This is a genomic window from Cellulomonas sp. APG4, assembly GCF_009996735.1.
GTDB lineage: Bacteria > Actinomycetota > Actinomycetes > Actinomycetales > Cellulomonadaceae > Actinotalea.
Map to the genome: position 1 here is coordinate 1 of NZ_JAACYI010000024.1, position 16,955 is coordinate 16,955.

The following is a 16,955-nucleotide window of genomic DNA, read 5'->3' on the forward strand; positions in this document are numbered from 1 at the left end:
AGATGTGTATAAGAGGCCGCAGCGGGCCTGGGGGCGACGGCGGCCACGGCTCCGGCGTCGGGCCGCGTCGTGGAGGTCGAGGTCGAGGCGCGCGACATGCGGTTCGTGCCCGCGTCCGTGCAGGTCGAGGCGGGCGACGAGCTGGTGCTGGTCGTGACCAACGTCGACGACACGGTCCACGACCTCGTGCTCGACACCGGCGTGGCCTCCGGACGCCTGGCCCCGGGTGCCACGACGCGCGTCGAGGCGGGCGTGGTCGGTCGTGCGGTCGAGGGCTGGTGCTCGGTCGCCGGCCACCGGCAGATGGGCATGACCTTCGACGTCGAGGTGGTGGGCACCGGCGGAGTGCCCGACGACGCCGCGGCGCAGGACGGGCCGGACGGTGACCCGTCCGGCGGAGCGAGCCACCACGACGCCGTCGGGCACGGTGGGGCAGCGGCCGGGACGGACGGCGCGGAGGGATCCGCGCCGACCGCCGAGGGGGACATGGACCTGATGGCGCCGCCGGGCGAGGCCTTCACCACGTACGACCCGGTGCTCGCGCCGGCCCCCGAGTCCACGGTGCACCGCGTGCGGCTCGAGGTCACGGAGGTCGTGCGCGAGGTCGCGCCGGGCGTCGAGCAGACCGTGTGGACCTTCGGCGGCACCGCGCCGGGCCCGGTGCTGCGCGGCAAGGTCGGCGACCGGTTCGAGGTGACGCTGGTCAACGACGGCTCGCTCGGTCACTCGATCGACTTCCACGCGGGTGCGCTCGCGCCCGACCGTCCGATGCGCACCATCGAGCCCGGCGAGACGCTCACGTACACGTTCACCGCGACGCGCTCGGGAATCTGGATGTACCACTGCTCGACCATGCCCATGTCGATGCACATCGCCAACGGCATGGCGGGCGCGGTCGTGATCGACCCGCCCGACCTCCCGCCCGTGGACCGCGAGTACCTCCTGGTCCAGAGCGAGCTCTACCTCGGCCCGCAGCGCGGGGTGGCCGACGCCGACAAGATCACGGGCGAGCGCCCGGACGCCGTCGTCTTCAACGGGCACGCGACGCAGTACGACCACGCACCGCTCGAGGCACGCGTGGGCGAGCGTGTGCGGCTGTGGGTGCTCGACGTGGGGCCCAACCGGCCGAGCGCCTTCCACGTGGTGGGCGGGCAGTTCGACACGGTGTTCCACGAGGGGGCCTGGACCCTGGGCGGCCCGGGTGCGACGCCGACGACGGGTGGCGCGCAGGTGCTCGGGCTGCACCCGGCCCAGGGCGGGTTCGTCGAGCTGACCTTCCCCGAGGCCGGCCACTACCCGTTCGTCTCGCACCTCATGGTCGACGCCGAGCGCGGGGCGCACGGGCTGGTGCGGGTCGAGTGAGCGCGCGTGGCTAGCCTGAGCCGGTGAGCACCCACGGCATGCGCGTCCCGCCGGTCGTCGAGCCCGGCCCGCCGCTCACCGCGGCGCGGGCCGGCAGGTGGTCGCGGCACCTGCTGCTGCCCGAGGTCGGGGAGCAGGGCCAGCGCCGGCTCGCCGCGGCGCGCGTGTGCGTGGTGGGTGCGGGCGGCCTGGGGGCGCCCGTGCTGCTCTACCTGGCGGCCGCCGGCGTGGGGCGCATCGGCATCGTCGACGTCGACGACGTCGAGGTGACCAACCTCCAGCGGCAGGTGGTGCACGGCGAGGCCGACGTGGGCCGCCCCAAGGTCGAGAGCGCGCGGGACGCGGTGCTCGCGGTCGATCCTGAGGCCGACGTGGTGCTGCACCACGTGCGGCTCGACGCGGCGAACGTCGACGACGTGCTGGGCGGCTACGACCTGGTGATCGACGGCACCGACAACTTCCCGACGCGCTACCTGGTCAACGACGCGTGCGTGCGCCTCGGCCTGCCCGAGGTGTGGGGCTCGGTGTTCCGCTTCGACGCCCAGGTCGCGGTGTTCTGGGGCCGTCCGCCGGCCGGTGTGGAGCCCGTGGACCTCCGCGACCTGTTCCCCGCGCCGCCCGCGCCGGGCACCGTGCCCTCGTGCGCCGAGGCCGGGGTGCTGGGCGCGATGTGCGGGCAGGTGGGCTCGCTCATGGCGACCGAGGCGCTCAAGCTGATCACGGGCGTGGGACGGCCGCTGCTGGGCCGGGTGCTCGTGCTCGACGCGCTCGCGGCGCGGTGGACCGAGGTCCCGCTGCGCGGGCGGCCGGCGGGTGAGCGGGGGAGTGGCGGTCCCGGCACGGCGGCGGCCGTGGTCGCGGAGGGCTCGGGGACCCAGGACGGCCTGCCCGCCCGCGGTCCGGCGGAGGCGGCCGTGGCGCCGTCGTCGGACCTGCCCACGACGACGGCGCGTGAGCTCGCCGCGCGGCTCGAGGCGAGGGCGGCGGGGCGTGACGACTTCGAGCTGCTCGACGTGCGTGAGCCCGGCGAGCACGAGCTCGTCGCGATCCCGGGTGCGCGCCTGCTGCCCCTCGCGCGCGTGCTCGACGGATCGGGGCTCGGCGAACTGCCCGAGGGGCAGCCGATCGTCGTGCACTGCAGGTCGGGTGCGCGCTCGGCCCAGGCCGCGGTGGTGCTGCGCGCGCTCGGCCACGACGTGACGAACCTCGACGGCGGTGTGCTCGCGTGGGTGCGCGACGTGGACCCGTCGCTGCCGACCTACTGACGAGGAGAGGCACCCATGATCGAGCTCACGGACAGCAGCAGCCCCGTGTCGGCGCATGAGCTGGACGCGTTGGCCGCCGAGCTCCCCGTCGATCTCCCGCGGGAGTTCGTCGCTCTCTACCGTCTCCACAACGGGGGTACCCCGACGCATGGCGCGGTGAGCGATGGGAACCAGGTGTTCGGCGTCCATGAGTTCTACGACGTCGACGACCTGCGGTTCTTCAAGCGCGATCTGGACGTGGACACGGTGCCGGCAGGTCTCGACCCCGCCCGTCTGCTGCCGTTCGCGTGCGATCAGGGTGGCAACGTCTTCGCGCTGCACGGGGACGGCGAGTCGGCTGGGGTGTGCTTCTACGCGTCCGCCGACGACATGGCGATCCATGGACGGTGGGCGTCGTTCGGTGAGTTCCTCGAGGGCTTCCTCGACGAACCGTGATGCGGGGCGAGGCCCGTCGAGCTGTGGGAGTCGGCCGTCCTGACCCCCGGTACGCCTCAGGAGGGGGCGGCGAACCGGTCGGTCGCGGTGATCAGCGCGTCGAGGGTGCCCGGCTCGTCGTAGGCGTGACCGGCGTCGGGCACGAGGACGAGCTCGGAGCCGGGGAGGGCCCGGTGCAGGTCCCAGGCCGTGGTCGCCGGGGTGCACACGTCGTAGCGGCCCTGCACGATCACCGTCGGGATGCCGGCGAGGGCCGGCGCACCCGCGATGAGCTGACCCTCGGTCATCCACCCGCCGTGCCGGAAGTAGTGGTTCTCGATCCGGGCGAAGGCGAGCGCGTGCGCCGGTTCGGCCATCGTCTCGACCAGCTCGGGGCGCGGGCGCAACGTGACCGTCGACGCCTCCCACGTGGTCCACGCGACCCCGGCGGGCAGGTGCACCGCTGGGTCCGGGTCCGTGAGCGCCCGGTGGTACGCCTCGATCATCGAGCCGCGCTCGGCAGACGGGATCGGTGCGACGAAGCTCTCCCAGAGGTCGGGGAACAGGGCTGCGGCGCCACCCTCGTAGTACCAGTCGAGCTCGGACCGGCGCAGCGTGAAGATGCCGCGCAGCACGAGCTCGGTCACGCGCGTGGGGTGGGTCTGGGCGTAGGCGAGCGCGAGGGTCGAGCCCCACGAGCCGCCGAACACCTGCCAGCGCTCGATGCCGAGGTGCTCGCGTAGACGCTCGAGGTCGGCCACGAGCTGCCAGGTCGTGTTGGCGCTCAGGTCGGCGTCGGGTGCCGCGGCGTGCGGCGTCGAGCGCCCGCACATCCGCTGGTCGAGGAGCACGATCCGGTAGCGCTCGGGGTCGAACAGCCGGCGCTGCGCGGGGTTGGTGCCGCCACCCGGTCCACCGTGCAGGAACACCACGGGCTTGCCCTGCGGGTTGCCCGACGTCTCCCAGTACACGGCGTGGCCGTCACCGACGTTGAGCATCCCCGACGCGTAGGGCTCGATCTCGGGGTACAGGGTGCGCACGACTCGCGACCCTACCCGCCGTCGGAGGGGGCGCGGAGCGTCCGGCACGCCGCCGGTCTGACCGGAGCCGGGAGGGGCCCGCCGCGCACGCCTCGTGCGACGTCCCCCGCGCCCGCGGGCGCACGTCCTATCGAGGCGCGACCTCGTCGACCGTCGTCCGGTCGGTCTCCGGGCCGGAGAGCTCGGCGAGGCACAGGCCGGGTCGGACGAACGGCAGGATCCGTGTCGCCGCGACCGGTGAGCCGAGTCGGTCGAGCGCACCCTGGACGAGGCCGAGGTGGACGCCGCACACGACGTCGGGCTGCTGCTCGGCGAGCTCCAGGAACGGGCAGTGGTGCAGCTCGATCGTCCGCGCGTCGGGAGCCAGGCGCGGCGCGAAGCCGGTGTCCTCGAGCATGCGCAGCACGGGCCCGACGGCGGCGCGCACCTCGTCCTCCGCCCCGGGGGTGGGGCGGTCGGGCGACCCGACGGTCGGGAGCGGCGCGGCCGCGGCTCCCCACGCGTGACCTGCCCGCACGGCCTCGGCCTGCGGGTCCTCCGCCAGCTCGGCGAGGCGGGCCATGAGCATCTGCGCGAGCACCTGGTACCGCCGGTCACCCTCGGGTGCACCCGTCGCGCGGTACACCTCGCGCGGTCGGCCTCGGCCGCGGTTCTCGGACCGCCGGGTCGCATGGCCGGTGCGCACGAGCGCCTCGAGGTGCGCGCGCACGGTGTTCGCGTGTAGCCCCACCTGCGCGGCCAGGTCAGCCACCCCGAGGCCGTCGTCGTGCTCGCGCAGCACGGCCAGCAGTGCGCGACGGCGCTCGCCGGGAGGGAGGCGGAGCGTGGGGTCCTGACGCGGGACGGGCATGGTTTGCATTTTCCACTGCTAAGGGAGTAAGAACAAGCCAGGACCTCGGGTGCCGCTCGGGGCGAGTCGAAGGAGAACCCGCATGACCGAGCGCACCGACCTGGTCGACGTCCCGACGGCGGGCGACCGTCCCGAGCTGAGCCTGACCTCGGTCGAGGCCGAGAACGCCGGTGGCGGTTGCGGGTGCGGCGGATGCGGGTGCGGCGGGGCCGAGGCGGAGGCCGCGCCGGCCGTCGAGCTCGCACCCGACGACCTCGACGTGCGCACCCTCGCGCCTGCCCAGCGTCACCAGCAGATCTTCGCGCGCATCGCGCAGCTCGAGCCGGGTGAGCAGCTGGTGCTCGTCAACGACCACGACCCCAAGCCGCTGCGCTACCAGCTCGACGCCGAGGAGCCCGGCCAGATCACCTGGGAGTACCTCGCCGAGGGCCCCGAGGTGTGGCGGGTGCGGATCGGCCGGGTCCCGGGTCACTGCTGCTGAAGGCGCCGACGGGTACTGCTGCTGAGCGTGCTCGCCCGCTGACCCGGACGGGGCACCCGTGGGATCCTGCCGTCGATGCGAACCGTCACCGAGCACCGTGCCGCCGTCCTCGCGCTCGTCGCGCCCCTGCCCGTGGTCGAGGTGGATCTCGAGTCCGCGGCGGGCCACGTGCTGGCGCACGAGGTCCGCGCGCCCGAGCCGCTGCCGCGCTGGGACAACTCGGCCATGGACGGCTACGCGGTGCGCGCGGCCGACGTGACCGGGGCCGACGACGCTCACCCGGTGTGCCTGCCCGTGCTGGCCGACCTCGCGGCGGGCAGCGCAGCGGAGCCGACCGTGCTGCCGGGCACGGCGGCCCGGATCATGACGGGCGCCCCGCTGCCCCCGGGGGCGGACGCCGTCGTGCCCGTCGAGCACACCGACGGCGGCACCGCGCACGTGCTCATCCGCACGTCGGCCGCCCCGGGCGCGCACGTGCGCCGTGCGGGCGAGGACGTCGTCCCGGGTGACGTCGTGCTCGAGGTCGGCGCGCTGCTCGGCCCCACGCAGGTGGCGGCCGCGGCCTCGGTGGGCCGCGCGCGGCTCGAGGTGCACCGGCGCCCGCGGGTCGCGGTGCTCTCGACGGGCGACGAGCTCGTGCCGCCGGGGCAGCCGCTGCGTCGCGGCCAGATCCCGGACTCGAACTCCTACCTGCTCGCGGCGGCCGTCGCGGACGCGGGCTGCGACGTGGTGCGGCACGCGGCGGTGCCCGACGACGCGGCGGTCCTGCGCGACCTCCTGGCGCGCCTCGACGGCGACGTCGACCTGGTGCTCACCTCGGGCGGGGTCAGCAAGGGTGCGTTCGACGTGGTCAAGGAGGTGCTCGCCACCCAGGCCGGCATGGAGTTCGTCGAGGTCGCGATGCAGCCCGGCAAGCCCCAGGGCCTGGGTCGCCTGCCGAGAGGGACACCCCTGGTCGCGCTCCCCGGCAACCCGGTGAGCGTGCACGTGTCGTTCGAGGTGCACGTGCGTCCGGCGCTGCTGCGCATGCGCGGCCTCACGGACCTCGAGCGGCCCGTGGTGGAGGCCGTCGCCGCGGTCGGCTGGCGCAGTCCTGCGGGGCGTCAGCAGTACCTGCCGGCCGTGCTCGAGGACGCGCCCGACGACGTGCTCGTGCGTCCCGCGGTCGCGGGAGGGTCGGGCTCGCACCTGGTCGCGGGTCTGGCCCGGGCGCGTGCGCTCGCCGTCGTCCCGGCCGAGGTCGACGCGGTCGCGGCCGGGGATAGGGTGCGCGTCATGGTGCTGGACCGATGACCGAGCAGCCCTTCACCCACCTCGACGCCGCGGGCCACGCGCGCATGGTCGACGTGACCGAGAAGACTCCGACGGTGCGTTCGGCCACCGCCGCGGGAGTGGTCCGCTGCTCGCCGCACGTGGTCGAGGCCCTGCGCGCGGGGGCGGTGCCCAAGGGTGACGTGCTCGCGGTCGCGCGCGTCGCGGGCATCGCGGGGGCCAAGCGCACGGCCGAGCTGCTGCCGCTCGCGCACGTGATCGGCGTGCACGGCGCGACCGTGGACCTCGAGGTGACCGACGACGGCGTGCAGGTCACCGCGACGGTCCGCACGGCCGACCGCACGGGCGTCGAGATGGAGGCGCTCACCGCCGTCTCCGTCGCCGGCCTCGCCGTGCTCGACATGGTCAAGGGGCTCGACAAGGCCACGAGCCTCACCGACGTGCGGCTGCTCGCCAAGAGCGGCGGGCGGTCGGGGGAGTGGCGACGCGACGAGCCCGACGCACGACCGTGAGCGCCCCGGTCCCGGACGGCCGGCTCCCCGAGCACGACGTCGTCGTCCTCGCCGGTGGTGCCGCCCGCCGCCTGGGCGGTGTGAGCAAGGCCGAGGTGCTCGTCGCCGGGCGCATGCTGCTCGACCACGTGCTCGACGCGGCCACGCATGCGCGGTGCGTCGTCGTCGTGGGGCCCGAGCGTCTCGCGCGTCCCGGGGTGGCGACCACGCTCGAGCACCCGGCGTCCGGCGGGCCGGTCGCGGGCATCGACGCGGGGCTCACCGCGCTGGACCCGGCGCACGACACGGCGCTGGACCCGGTGCGCGACGCGGTGCCGGGCGCCGCGCCCGGCACGGCGTCCGAGGACCGGGCGTCGCCCGGTCCGTCGTCCGCGCAGCCCGGGGAGCCCGCGGTGCTCGTGCTGCCGTGCGACGTGCCGAGGGCGGCGCTCGTGGTGCCGACCGTGCTCCAGGCTCTCGCCGCCCACCCCGAGGCCGACGCCGCGCGGCTCGTCGACGCCGACGGCCACGGCCAGCTCGTCGCCGCCTACCGCCGTGCCCCGCTGCGTCGCGCCCTCGCCGAGCTCATGGCCACCGGTGGCGTGCACGGGGTCTCGGTGCGACGCCTCGACGAGCACCTGGACGTGGTGGACGTGCCCGACCCGAGCGGCGCGGGGGCGGACGCGGACACGTGGCACGATGTCCGGACGCTCGACGAGGCGATCTCCGGGAGGCAGACGATGACCCAGCCGGCACCCGAGGGCGCGCACCAGGACCCGACGCTGCCAGGAGGCACGCTGCACGCCTGGGCCGCGACGCTGGTCGAGGACCTGGACGCCAGTGCCGACGCCCTCGACATCGACGTGCTGCTCGATCTCGCGCGGGACGTCGCGCACCACGTGGCGCGCCCCGCCGTGCCGGTGACGAGCTTCCTCGTCGGCTACGCGGTCGCTGCGCGCGGCGGTGACAGGGCGGCGCTCGACGCGGTGGTCGCGCGGGTCACCGAGCTCGCGCAGCACCGCGACGGGGCGGGTGAGGCCGGGTGACCGGCACCGTCACGGTGCGCTACTTCGCGGCCGCTGCCGAGGCTGCGGGCACCGACAGCGAGCAGGTCACCGCCACGACGGCCGGTGAGCTGCGCGCCGCGATGACCTCGACCCACGGGGCGGACCTCGCGCGTGTCCTCACGCGCTGCTCGCTGCTCGCCGACGGCGTGCGGCTCGACACCGACGACGCGCCGGTCCCCGCGGGGGCCACGGTCGACGTGCTCCCGCCCTTCGCCGGCGGCTGACCGGCTCGGTCCCGGAGTCGGTGCCGCCGCGGACGTCGCGACGCTCCGGCTCACCGTCGGGACGCGTGCTGCGGTCCGTCCACGCGGTGCATGTGACGGGTGGGGCCGGTGTGGCTCGTGGGACGTCGCACGAGCCCCACGGTGCTCACGAGTCACACGCACCGCGTGGACGGACCACGGCACGGGCCGGCTGCGGGCTCGACGGGGTGCGGCGGGCTCGGTGGGGTGCGGCGGGCTGCGGGCTCGGTGGGGTTCGGCGGGCTCGGTGGGACGGGCGGATGCCCGAGCGCTCGCGCGGCACACCGGTCGTGCGGGGCGCTCAGCCGCCGATCGCGCTCATGGGGCGGTCGGGCTGGAGGAACGACGGGTCGTCGATGTCGTGGCCCGGCTTCTTGCCCGCGAGGCACGCCCGGAAGGCGGCGCCCAGGGCGTCGTCGTCGGCGCCCTCGCGCAGCAGCGTGCGCAGGTCCGTCTCGCTGCGCGCGAACAGGCACGCACGCAGCTGGCCGTCGGCCGTGAGGCGCACGCGGTCGCACGCGCCGCAGAAGGGCGCGCTGACCGAGGCGATCACGCCGACGGTCGCAGGGCCGCCGTCGACGTACCAGAGCTCGGCCGGCGCCGAGCCGCGCCCGGGCACCTCGGTGAGCTCGAACGCGGTGCGCAGCCGCTCGAGGATCTCGCCCTGGGTGACCATCGAGGTGCGCTCCCAGGTGTGGCCCGCGTCGAGCGGCATCTGCTCGATGAACCGCATCTGGTAGCCGCGCTCGATCGCGAAGCGCGTGAGCGCGACCACCTCGTCGTCGTTGACGCCGCGCATCGCCACGGCGTTGAGCTTGATCGGCGTGAAGCCCACCGAGTCGGCCGCCGCGATCCCCGCGAGCGTGTCGTGCAGGCGGTCGCGGCGCGTGAGCGTGCGGAACCGCTCGCGGTCGAGCGTGTCGATGCTGATGTTGACGCGAGCCAGGCCCGCATCGCGCAGCGGGGCGGCGAGCGCGGGCAGCCGCAGTGCGTTCGTGGTGAGCGAGACCTCGGGGCGCCCCTGCGGTCCCTCGAGCTCGGCGATGCGCCGCACCACGTCGACGACGTCGGGCCGCAGCAACGGCTCACCGCCCGTGAGGCGCACCTCGGTGATGCCCAGACCCACGCCGACGCGCGCGATCCGCACCAGCTCGTCGGTGCTGAGCATCGTCGAGCCCGCGAGCCACGGCACGCCCTCGGCGGGCATGCAGTACGTGCAGCGCAGCGAGCAGCGGTCGGTCAGGGAGATGCGCAGGTCCCGGTGCAGCCGGCCGTGCCGGTCGACGAGGGGCGCAGGCCCGGTGCCGGTCGTGCCACGCGGCGCGGGGCTCGTGCGGGGCTCGGTGCTCATGCCGACCCCACCCACACGTGCGAGCCGTCCGCGAGCAGCTCGCGCTTCCACACGGGCAGCTCGGCCTTGACGCACTCGACCAGGTCGCGGCACACGGTGAACGCGAGCTCGCGGTGCGCCGTGGCGACCGCGACGACGATCGCGGGCTCGCCGACCTCGAGGCGGCCCACGCGGTGGCTGACCGCGAGGCCGAGCACGCCGTCGTGCGCGGCGGCGGTCGATGCGAGTCGTTCGAGCACCGCCGGTGCGTCGGGGTGCGCCGAGTACTCGAGCGCGGTGACCTCGCCGGTCACCGACGGGTCGTGGTCGCGCACCTGCCCGACGAACGTCGCGACGGCCCCCGCTCGCGTGTGCTGCACGGCGGCGACGTGCGCGGCGAGGTCGAGCGGCTGCGCGCTGAGGGCCGCGTGCACGGGCTGCGGCCCGGCGTGAGGGGTCGGCCCCCGGACGTCGGTGGGTGCGGTCATGCGTGGTCCCCTCCCTCGAGCTGGGCGAGCAGGTGGCCGAGCAGAGGCAGGACGACGTCGAGGCCCTCATCCACGCCCGACGGCGAGCCGGGCAGGTTGACGACGACGGCGCCCTCGGCGGTCACCCCGACCACGCCGCGGGACAGGACCGCGGTGGGCACGCGCTCGGCGCCGCGGCGCCGTAGCTCCTCGGCGACGCCGGGCAGCTCACGGTCGACGACGGTGCGTGTCGCCTCGGGGGTGAGGTCGCGCGGCCCCACGCCCGTGCCTCCGCTCGTGACGACCACGCGCGCACCCGCGGCGAGGGCCGCCCGCAGCGCGTCGGCGACGCTGGCCACGCCGTCGGGCACGACGACGGCGTCGTCGACCTCGAGGCCGGCCGCCCGCAGCAGCTCGACGGCCCGCGGGCCGGAGCGGTCCTCGGCCGTGCCGCTCGCGCAGCGGTCGGAGGCGACCACCACGGCCGCCCGGACCCCTGCGCGCAGCTGCTCGGAGTGCCCCATCGCGCCACCGTACCCATCGAAGGTCCCAGGTTGACCAGTCGGGGACCGTGAAAGATCGAGGCATGGTCCAGGGCAGCCGGCGGCACGAGGCGCGGGTCGTCGCGGCGCAGAACGCCTACCGCACGCTCGCCTCGCGCAGCCGCATGGAGATCCTCCACCTGCTCCAGCAGACGGACGGTGCGCTCACCGTCGACGCGATCGCGCGGCACGTCGAGCTGCATCCCAACACGACGCGCGAGCACCTCGACCGGCTGGTCGCGGGCGGGTTCGTCGCGCGCGAGGCGCAGCACACGGGGGCACGCGGGCGGCCGCGGCTCAGCTACCGCGCGGTCGAGCGCGAGGCCGCGAGCACCATGGACGCGCGCGCCCGTGACCAGCTCGCGCGGCTGCTCGTCGCGGGCTACGGGCGCCCCATGGCGGCCGTCGAGGTCGAGGCCGAGCACGCGGGCCGCCGCTGGGCGGAGGAGCGCGGTCCGGCGCCGGTCGAGGCGACGGACGACCCTGAGGTCGCCCAGCTGGTCGCGCTCGAGCAGCACTTCGAGGAGCTCGGCTTCGAGCCCGAGGTGGACCGCGACGCGCTCGAGGTGCACCTGCTCAGGTGTCCGCTCGTGGACCTCGCGCGTGAGCGCACCGAGGTGGTGTGCAGCGTGCACCTGGGCCTCACCCGGGGGGTGCTCAACCGCCAGGGCGGGCCGCTCGAGGCCGCCCGTCTGCAGCCGTTCGTGGGTCCCGAGCACTGCGTGCTGCACCTGCGCCGGAGCTGATCGTCGGCGCCGGCCGCGTGGCCGCGCGTCGATCTTGCAGGCGGCGACATCGCCGCTAGGGTCGAGGTGACTCGGGTCACACGCACGCCGATTTTTCACGGTGTTCGCCGCTTCATCACGCGGCGCTCCACCGCGAGACTGCGAGCAGGCCCAGGGTGAGCCGCGGGCAGGGCTCGAGCGCACGGACCAGGAGGAGCGATGGCGTCACTCGTCTCACCGAAGGTGGACCTCGCCACCTGGGACCCGGAGGACCCGGAGCGCTGGGACAGCGGCTTCGCGTGGCGCACCCTGTGGATCACCACCTACAACCTGACGCTCGCGTTCTGCGTCTGGTACCTGGTGAGCGCGATCGCCCCGCGGCTCAACGACATCGGCTTCGACCTGACCAAGGGCCAGCTCTACTGGCTCGTCGCGATCCCGGGCCTCGCGGGCGGGCTCATGCGGCTGATCTACATGTTCCTGCCGCCCATCGTGGGTACGCGCACGCTCGTGGGCGGCTCGGCGACGCTCATGCTGCTGCCGATGCTCGGCTGGACCCTCGCGATCCGCGACGCCTCGACGCCGTACTCGGTGCTGCTGCTGCTCGCCGCGGCCGCGGGGGTGGGCGGCGGCGCGTTCTCGGGGTTCATGCCCTCGACCAGCTACTTCTTCCCGAAGCGGCTCTCCGGGACGGCGCTGGGCCTGCAGGCCGGCCTGGGGAACTTCGGCGTGAGCCTCATCCAGTTCCTCACCCCGTGGGTCGTGGGGTTCGGCCTGCTGGGCACCGCGGCCCTCACGCCGCAGCAGACGCGCACGGGCGAGGACCTGTGGCTGCACAACGCGGCCCTCGTGCTCGTGCCCTGGGTGGTGCTCGGCATGGTGCTCGCCGCGGTCTTCCTGCGCCGCGTGCCCATCACCGCCAACTTCCGCGAGCAGCTCGACATCTTCCGCGAGAAGCACACGTGGATCATGACGGCGATCTACCTCATGACGTTCGGCGCCTTCAGCGGGTTCGCGGCCCAGCTGGGCCTCATCATCGTCAACGAGTACGGCGGTTTCGAGAACGCACCGGACCCGCTGAAGTTCGCGTTCCTGGGCCCGCTCATCGGCTCGGCCACGCGAGCCGGGTGGGGGCCGCTGTGCGACCGGTTCGGCGGTGCGGTGTGGACGTTCGTCGCGGGCGTCGGCATGACGCTCAGCACCGCCTTCACGCTGTTCTTCCTGAGCCCCACCGACCGCGGCCAGTTCACCTGGTTCCTCACCGGGATGCTCGCGATCTTCTTCTTCGCGGGTATCGGCAACGCGGGCACGTTCAAGCAGATGCCGATGATCTTCCCGCGCCGGCAGGCGGGCGGGGTGATCGGCTTCACCGCCTCGATCGCGGCGTTCGGCCCGTTCCTCGTGGGGATCGCGCTGTCGATGGTCGCGCCGCGCGCGTTCTTCCTCGGCTGCACCGTCTTCTTCGCCGTGTGCACCCTCCTGACCTGGGTGTACTACGCCCGCCCGGGAGCGCCCAAGCCCAGCTGACCCACCCGTCCCGACCGGGGGCGCCGCACGACCGTGAGGAGCCGTAGATGACCACCACGCCGGACGCTCGCACCGAGCGGGGCGCCGCCCCGGGCCTGGACGGACCGGCGTCGGACGCCCTCCTGCGCCTCGGTCGCCACCTGCGCCGCGGCGAGGTCAGCGCGGACCTGCGCACGCTGCACCGTGAGGGCGGCCGGGACGCCGACACGTTCTACCGGGACCGCTGGAGCCACGACAAGGTGGTCCGCTCGACCCACGGCGTCAACTGCACGGGTTCGTGCTCGTGGAAGGTGTACGTCAAGGACGGCATCATCACGTGGGAGTCGCAGCAGACGGACTACCCGTCGGTGGGTCCGGACAGCCCCGAGTACGAGCCGCGGGGCTGCCCGCGCGGTGCGGCGTTCAGCTGGTACACCTACTCGCCCACGCGCGTGCGCTACCCCTACGTGCGCGGCCTGCTGCTCGAGATGTACCGCGAGGCCAAGGCCGCGGTGGGCGGCGACCCGGTCGAGGCGTGGGCGAGCATCGTCGACGACCCCGAGAAGGCCCGGCGCTACAAGCAGGCCCGCGGCAAGGGCGGGCTGGTCCGAGCGACGTGGGACGAGGCCGTCGAGATCGCCGCGGCCGCGCAGGTCCACACGATCGCCCGCTACGGCCCCGACCGGGTGGCGGGCTTCTCGCCCATCCCGGCGATGTCGATGGTGTCCCACGGTGCAGGCGCGCGGTACCACTCGCTCATCGGCGCCCCGATGCTCTCGTTCTACGACTGGTACGCCGACCTGCCGGTCGCGTCACCCCAGGTGTTCGGCGACCAGACCGACGTGCCCGAGTCGGGGGACTGGTGGGACGCGGGCTACCTGATCATGTGGGGCTCGAACCTCCCGGTCACGCGCACCCCGGACGCCCACTGGATGGCCGAGGCGCGCTACCGCGGCCAGAAGGTCATCGCCGTCTCACCCGACTACGCGGACAACGTGAAGTTCGCCGACGAGTGGCTCGCGGTCCAGCCGGGGACCGACGGCGCGCTCGCCATGGCCATGGGGCACGTGACGCTGCGCGAGTTCTTCGTCGAGCGTCGCGTGCCGTACTTCATGGACTACGTCACGCACTACACGGACCTGCCGTTCCTGGTGCGGCTCGAGCCCGACGGCGACGCGTACGTCCCGGGCAAGTTCCTGACCGCGGCCGACCTGCCGGGCGCCGAGGCGCACACCGAGAACGCGGCCTTCAAGACGGTCCTCATGGACGCGCGCACCGGCGCGCCCGCGGTGCCGAACGGCTCGCTCGGTCACCACTACGGGCCCGACGGCGAGGGCCGGTGGAACCTCGACCTGGGCGACGTCGAGCCGCAGCTCACGCTGCTCGACCCGTCCGCGGCGTCGTCGGCCCCCGAGACCGTCGAGATCGCGCTGCCGCGCTTCGACGCGCTCGACGGCGCGGCCGACGCGGTGCGCCGCGGGGTCCCGGTGCGCCGCGTGGGCGACCACCTGGTCACCACGGTGTTCGACCTGCTGCTCGCGCAGTACGGCGTCGGGCGCGAGGGACTGCCGGGGGAGTGGCCCACGGGCTACGACGACCCGACGCAGCCGTGCACGCCGGCCTGGCAGGAGCAGTTCACCGGGGTCCCGGCCGCCAAGGCGGAGCGCATCGGGCGCGAGTTCGCGGCCAACGCCGAGGAGTCGCGCGGGCGCTCGATGATCCTCATGGGGGCGGGGACCAACCACTGGTTCCACTCCGACACGATCTACCGCGCGTTCCTCACCCTCACGACGCTCACGGGCTGCCAGGGCGTGAACGGCGGCGGCTGGGCGCACTACGTGGGCCAGGAGAAGGTGCGGCCGGTCACCGGTCAGCAGATGTACGCGACCGCGAACGACTGGGCGCGCCCGCCGCGCACGATGATCCAGACGGCGTACTGGTACCTGCACACCGACCAGTTCCGCTACGACGCGTTCGGGGCGGACACGCTCACGGCCGCGACCGCGGCGCGCAGCACGGGGCCGGGCGGTCTCGCGGGCAAGACGACGGCCGACGTCATCGCGCAGTCCGCGCGCCTCGGCTGGATGCCCTCGTACCCGACCTTCGACCGCAACCCGCTCGACCTGGCCGACGAGGCCGAGGCCGCGGGTGTCCCGATCGGCGAGCACGTGCCCGCGGAGCTCACCGCGGGCCGGCTGCGGTTCGCGGCCGAGGACCCGGACGCCCCGGAGAACTTCCCGCGGGTGCTGACCATCTGGCGCGCGAACCTGCTGGGCTCCTCGGCCAAGGGCAACGAGTACTTCCTGCACCACCTGCTGGGCACGGACTCCAACCTGCGCGCCCAGGAGGCCCCCGAGGCGGCCCGGCCGCGCGACGTCGTCTGGCACGAGGACGCGCCCACGGGCAAGCTCGACCTGCTGCTCACCCTCGACTTCCGGATGACGAGCACCACGGTCTACTCCGACGTCGTGCTGCCGGCGGCCACCTGGTACGAGAAGCACGACCTCAACACCACGGACATGCACCCGTTCGTGAACTCGTTCAGCCCCGCGATCGCGCCGCCGTGGCAGACCCGCACGGACTTCGACATCTTCCACACGCTCGCGCGCCGGTTCAGCGCGCTCGCGGCCACGCACCTGGGCGTGCGCAAGGACGTCGTCGCCGTGCCGCTCATGCACGACACGCCGGACGAGCTCGCGACCCCGCACGGCCGGGTCGTCGACTGGAAGGACGGCGAGGTCGCGCCCGTGCCCGGGAAGACCATGCCGAAGCTCGTGGTCGTCGAGCGGGACTACGGCGCGACGGCCGCGAAGCTCGCGACGCTCGGCCCACTCGCGGACACCCTGGGCCTGACGACCAAGGGCGTGACGTTCGACGTCGACCGCGAGATCCAGTACCTCGCGAGCAAGAACGGCGTCGCCGGGGGCACCCCGGGCGGGGTCGCCGACGGGCGACCGCTGCTGAGCCGTGACGTGCACGTGTGCGAGGCGATCCTCGCGCTCTCGGGCACCACCAACGGGCGCCTCGCGGTGCAGGGCTTCCACACGCTCGAGAAGCGCACGGGCACGCGCATGGCCGACCTCGCGGCCGAGCACGAGGGCAAGATGGTCACCTTCGCGGACACGCAGGCCGCGCCGACGACGGTCATCACCTCACCCGAGTGGTCCGGCACCGAGCACGGCGGGCGGCGCTACTCGCCGTTCACGGTCAACGTCGAGCGGCTCAAGCCGTGGCACACCCTCACCGGCCGCCAGCACTTCTACCTCGACCACGACTGGATGACGGAGATCGGCGAGGGCCTGCCGGTGTTCCGACCACCGCTCAACATGGAGGCGCTGTTCGGCGAGTCGGCGCTCGGCGAGGTCGGCGACGCCGCCGCCACGGGCGGGGCCGGGTCCCTGGGTGTCACGGTGCGCTACCTGACCCCGCACAACAAGTGGTCGATCCACTCCGAGTACCAGGACAACCTGTTCATGCTGTCGCTGTCCCGGGGCGGTCCGACCATCTGGATGAGCGACCGCGACGCCGCGAAGGTCGGCATCACCGACAACGACTGGGTCGAGGCCGTCAACCGCAACGGCGTGGTGGTCGCGCGCGCCGTCGTCTCCCACCGCATGCCCGAGGGGACGGTCTACATGCACCACGCCCAGGACAGGCTGATCGACGTGCCGCGCTCGCAGACCACGGGCCGGCGCGGCGGCATCCACAACTCGCTCACGCGCCTGCTGGTCAAGCCGAGCCACCTCATCGGCGGCTACGCCCAGCTGTCCTACGCGTTCAACTACCTCGGTCCCACCGGCAACCAGCGGGACGAGGTCACGGTCATCCGCCGCCGCAGCCAGGAGGTCGAGTACTGATGCGCACACCCTCGACCACCAGCCGCTCGACCAGCTCGACGACG

At 74.2% G+C, this 16,955-nt stretch carries 16 protein-coding genes; 11 read left to right on the forward strand and 5 right to left on the reverse strand.

Annotated elements, in window-relative coordinates; all coding sequences use genetic code 11:
- Positions 1-27: 27 nt before the first annotated feature.
- The 3 genes from GXB85_RS15050 to GXB85_RS15060 are packed head-to-tail and all read left to right on the forward strand — an operon-like array spanning position 28 to position 3,062.
- Positions 28-1,362 (forward strand): multicopper oxidase domain-containing protein, encoded by a 1,335-nt coding sequence (locus tag GXB85_RS15050; protein WP_161918522.1) that lies wholly within the window; start codon positions 28-30, stop codon positions 1,360-1,362.
- Between the two features lie 38 nt (positions 1,363-1,400).
- The gene (locus tag GXB85_RS15055) at positions 1,401-2,627 is read left to right on the forward strand and encodes a ThiF family adenylyltransferase (RefSeq protein ID WP_161918523.1); all 1,227 of its coding nucleotides are present in this window, start codon (positions 1,401-1,403) and stop codon (positions 2,625-2,627) included.
- A gap of 15 nt (positions 2,628-2,642) precedes the next feature.
- A complete protein-coding gene (locus GXB85_RS15060; protein WP_161918483.1) occupies positions 2,643-3,062 on the forward strand; it encodes an SMI1/KNR4 family protein in 420 nt (139 codons plus the stop codon).
- Between the two features lie 56 nt (positions 3,063-3,118).
- On the opposite strand, the gene pip is transcribed toward GXB85_RS15060, so the two are convergent.
- A complete protein-coding gene (gene pip / locus GXB85_RS18385) occupies positions 3,119-4,081 on the reverse strand; it encodes a prolyl aminopeptidase (protein ID WP_161918484.1) in 963 nt (320 codons plus the stop codon).
- 127 nt (positions 4,082-4,208) lie between these two features.
- Positions 4,209-4,931 (reverse strand): metalloregulator ArsR/SmtB family transcription factor, encoded by a 723-nt coding sequence (locus tag GXB85_RS18390; protein ID WP_161918485.1) that lies wholly within the window; start codon positions 4,929-4,931, stop codon positions 4,209-4,211.
- Positions 4,932-5,013: 82 nt separating this feature from the next.
- Here GXB85_RS18390 and GXB85_RS15075 point away from each other — a divergent pair, with 82 nt between their 5' ends.
- The 5 genes from GXB85_RS15075 to GXB85_RS15095 all read left to right on the forward strand — a co-directional run bounded on the left by GXB85_RS15075 (position 5,014) and on the right by GXB85_RS15095 (position 8,466).
- Positions 5,014-5,412: a DUF2249 domain-containing protein gene (locus GXB85_RS15075; RefSeq protein ID WP_161918486.1), complete on the forward strand. Its 399-nt coding sequence runs from the start codon at positions 5,014-5,016 to the stop codon at positions 5,410-5,412.
- A 75-nt stretch (positions 5,413-5,487) separates the two neighbouring features.
- Positions 5,488-6,705 carry a gephyrin-like molybdotransferase Glp gene (gene glp / locus GXB85_RS15080; protein WP_161918487.1) on the forward strand — a complete coding sequence of 406 codons (1,218 nt, stop codon included), beginning with the start codon at positions 5,488-5,490 and terminating at the stop codon, positions 6,703-6,705.
- Complete coding sequence (gene moaC / locus GXB85_RS15085) at positions 6,702-7,196, forward strand: cyclic pyranopterin monophosphate synthase MoaC (protein WP_161918488.1); 495 nt, start codon at positions 6,702-6,704, stop codon at positions 7,194-7,196. The genes glp and moaC overlap by 4 nt, the downstream gene beginning before the upstream one ends.
- Positions 7,193-8,221 carry an NTP transferase domain-containing protein gene (locus tag GXB85_RS17925; RefSeq protein WP_161918489.1) on the forward strand — a complete coding sequence of 343 codons (1,029 nt, stop codon included), beginning with the start codon at positions 7,193-7,195 and terminating at the stop codon, positions 8,219-8,221. The genes moaC and GXB85_RS17925 overlap by 4 nt, the downstream gene beginning before the upstream one ends.
- Positions 8,218-8,466: a MoaD/ThiS family protein gene (locus GXB85_RS15095; RefSeq protein ID WP_161918490.1), complete on the forward strand. Its 249-nt coding sequence runs from the start codon at positions 8,218-8,220 to the stop codon at positions 8,464-8,466. Before GXB85_RS17925 ends, GXB85_RS15095 begins: the two co-directional genes overlap by 4 nt.
- Before the next feature lie 319 nt (positions 8,467-8,785).
- Here the strand turns inward: GXB85_RS15095 and moaA are convergent, their stop codons facing one another.
- Genes moaA through GXB85_RS15110 form a run of 3 tightly spaced genes read right to left on the reverse strand, consistent with a single transcriptional unit; the run spans position 8,786 to position 10,805 of the window.
- The gene (gene moaA / locus GXB85_RS15100) at positions 8,786-9,835 is read right to left on the reverse strand and encodes a GTP 3',8-cyclase MoaA (RefSeq protein WP_161918491.1); all 1,050 of its coding nucleotides are present in this window, start codon (positions 9,833-9,835) and stop codon (positions 8,786-8,788) included.
- Entirely contained in the window at positions 9,832-10,302 is a 471-nt protein-coding gene (locus tag GXB85_RS15105; RefSeq protein ID WP_161918492.1) for a molybdenum cofactor biosynthesis protein MoaE, read from the reverse strand. The genes moaA and GXB85_RS15105 overlap by 4 nt, the downstream gene beginning before the upstream one ends.
- Positions 10,299-10,805 (reverse strand): molybdenum cofactor synthesis domain-containing protein, encoded by a 507-nt coding sequence (locus GXB85_RS15110; protein ID WP_161918493.1) that lies wholly within the window; start codon positions 10,803-10,805, stop codon positions 10,299-10,301. The genes GXB85_RS15105 and GXB85_RS15110 overlap by 4 nt, the downstream gene beginning before the upstream one ends.
- Positions 10,806-10,867: 62 nt before the next feature.
- Here GXB85_RS15110 and GXB85_RS15115 point away from each other — a divergent pair, with 62 nt between their 5' ends.
- The 3 genes from GXB85_RS15115 (at position 10,868) to GXB85_RS15125 (ending at position 16,911) form a co-directional block, all read left to right on the forward strand.
- Positions 10,868-11,569 (forward strand): metalloregulator ArsR/SmtB family transcription factor, encoded by a 702-nt coding sequence (locus GXB85_RS15115; RefSeq protein ID WP_161918494.1) that lies wholly within the window; start codon positions 10,868-10,870, stop codon positions 11,567-11,569.
- 198 nt (positions 11,570-11,767) lie between these two features.
- Entirely contained in the window at positions 11,768-13,075 is a 1,308-nt protein-coding gene (locus tag GXB85_RS15120; protein ID WP_161918495.1) for an MFS transporter, read from the forward strand.
- 47 nt (positions 13,076-13,122) lie between these two features.
- On the forward strand, positions 13,123-16,911 hold the full coding sequence (locus GXB85_RS15125) for a nitrate reductase subunit alpha (protein WP_161918496.1): 3,789 nt from the start codon (positions 13,123-13,125) through the stop codon (positions 16,909-16,911).
- Positions 16,912-16,955: the final 44 nt, after the last annotated feature.

Excerpts from the sequence above, each read along its gene's own strand:
- GXB85_RS15055 (WP_161918523.1), top strand. The coding sequence starts at position 1,401 with ATGCGCGTCCCGCCGGTCGTCGAGCCCGGCCCGCCGCTCACCGCGGCG.
- GXB85_RS15060 (WP_161918483.1), top strand. The coding sequence starts at position 2,643 with ATGATCGAGCTCACGGACAGCAGCAGCCCCGTGTCGGCGCATGAGCTG.
- GXB85_RS18390 (WP_161918485.1), bottom strand. The coding sequence starts at position 4,931 with ATGCCCGTCCCGCGTCAGGACCCCACGCTCCGCCTCCCTCCCGGCGAG.
- GXB85_RS15075 (WP_161918486.1), top strand. The coding sequence starts at position 5,014 with ATGACCGAGCGCACCGACCTGGTCGACGTCCCGACGGCGGGCGACCGT.
- glp (WP_161918487.1), top strand. The coding sequence starts at position 5,488 with ATGCGAACCGTCACCGAGCACCGTGCCGCCGTCCTCGCGCTCGTCGCG.
- moaC (WP_161918488.1), top strand. The coding sequence starts at position 6,702 with ATGACCGAGCAGCCCTTCACCCACCTCGACGCCGCGGGCCACGCGCGC.
- moaA (WP_161918491.1), bottom strand. The coding sequence starts at position 9,835 with ATGAGCACCGAGCCCCGCACGAGCCCCGCGCCGCGTGGCACGACCGGC.
- GXB85_RS15105 (WP_161918492.1), bottom strand. The coding sequence starts at position 10,302 with ATGACCGCACCCACCGACGTCCGGGGGCCGACCCCTCACGCCGGGCCG.
- GXB85_RS15110 (WP_161918493.1), bottom strand. The coding sequence starts at position 10,805 with ATGGGGCACTCCGAGCAGCTGCGCGCAGGGGTCCGGGCGGCCGTGGTG.
- GXB85_RS15115 (WP_161918494.1), top strand. The coding sequence starts at position 10,868 with ATGGTCCAGGGCAGCCGGCGGCACGAGGCGCGGGTCGTCGCGGCGCAG.
- GXB85_RS15120 (WP_161918495.1), top strand. The coding sequence starts at position 11,768 with ATGGCGTCACTCGTCTCACCGAAGGTGGACCTCGCCACCTGGGACCCG.
- GXB85_RS15125 (WP_161918496.1), top strand. The coding sequence starts at position 13,123 with ATGACCACCACGCCGGACGCTCGCACCGAGCGGGGCGCCGCCCCGGGC.